This window comes from Hungatella sp. SL.1.14, assembly GCF_024460495.1.
Taxonomy (GTDB): Bacteria; Bacillota; Clostridia; order Lachnospirales; family Lachnospiraceae; genus Hungatella; species Hungatella hathewayi.
Genome location: NZ_JANFYJ010000582.1, coordinates 1 through 255, shown reverse-complemented (window position 1 = coordinate 255; position 255 = coordinate 1). Strand labels below are relative to the sequence as shown.

Below are 255 nucleotides of genomic sequence, written 5' to 3'. Positions count from 1 at the left end.
TGTGCGCTTATGCGGTATTAGCAGTCATTTCTAACTGTTATCCCCCAGTGTAAGGCAGGTTACCCACGCGTTACTCACCCGTCCGCCGCTAAGTCAAATCCTCTTCCATCCGAAAACTTCCGAAGATTCGCTTCGCTCGACTTGCATGTGTTAAGCACGCCGCCAGCGTTCATCCTGAGCCAGGATCGAACTCTCATGTTAAATGATTCGTTTGATCCGGGGTCAAAATCAACTAACTAGCTAATTTATTTCCCG

Annotated in this window: 1 rRNA gene; it reads right to left on the bottom strand. The window is 48.2% G+C overall.

Features of this window, described 5'->3' with window-relative positions:
• Positions 1 to 201: ribosomal RNA gene (locus tag NE473_RS32395) — 16S ribosomal RNA — on the bottom strand; the annotation flags it as partial.
• Positions 202 to 255: the final 54 nt, after the last annotated feature.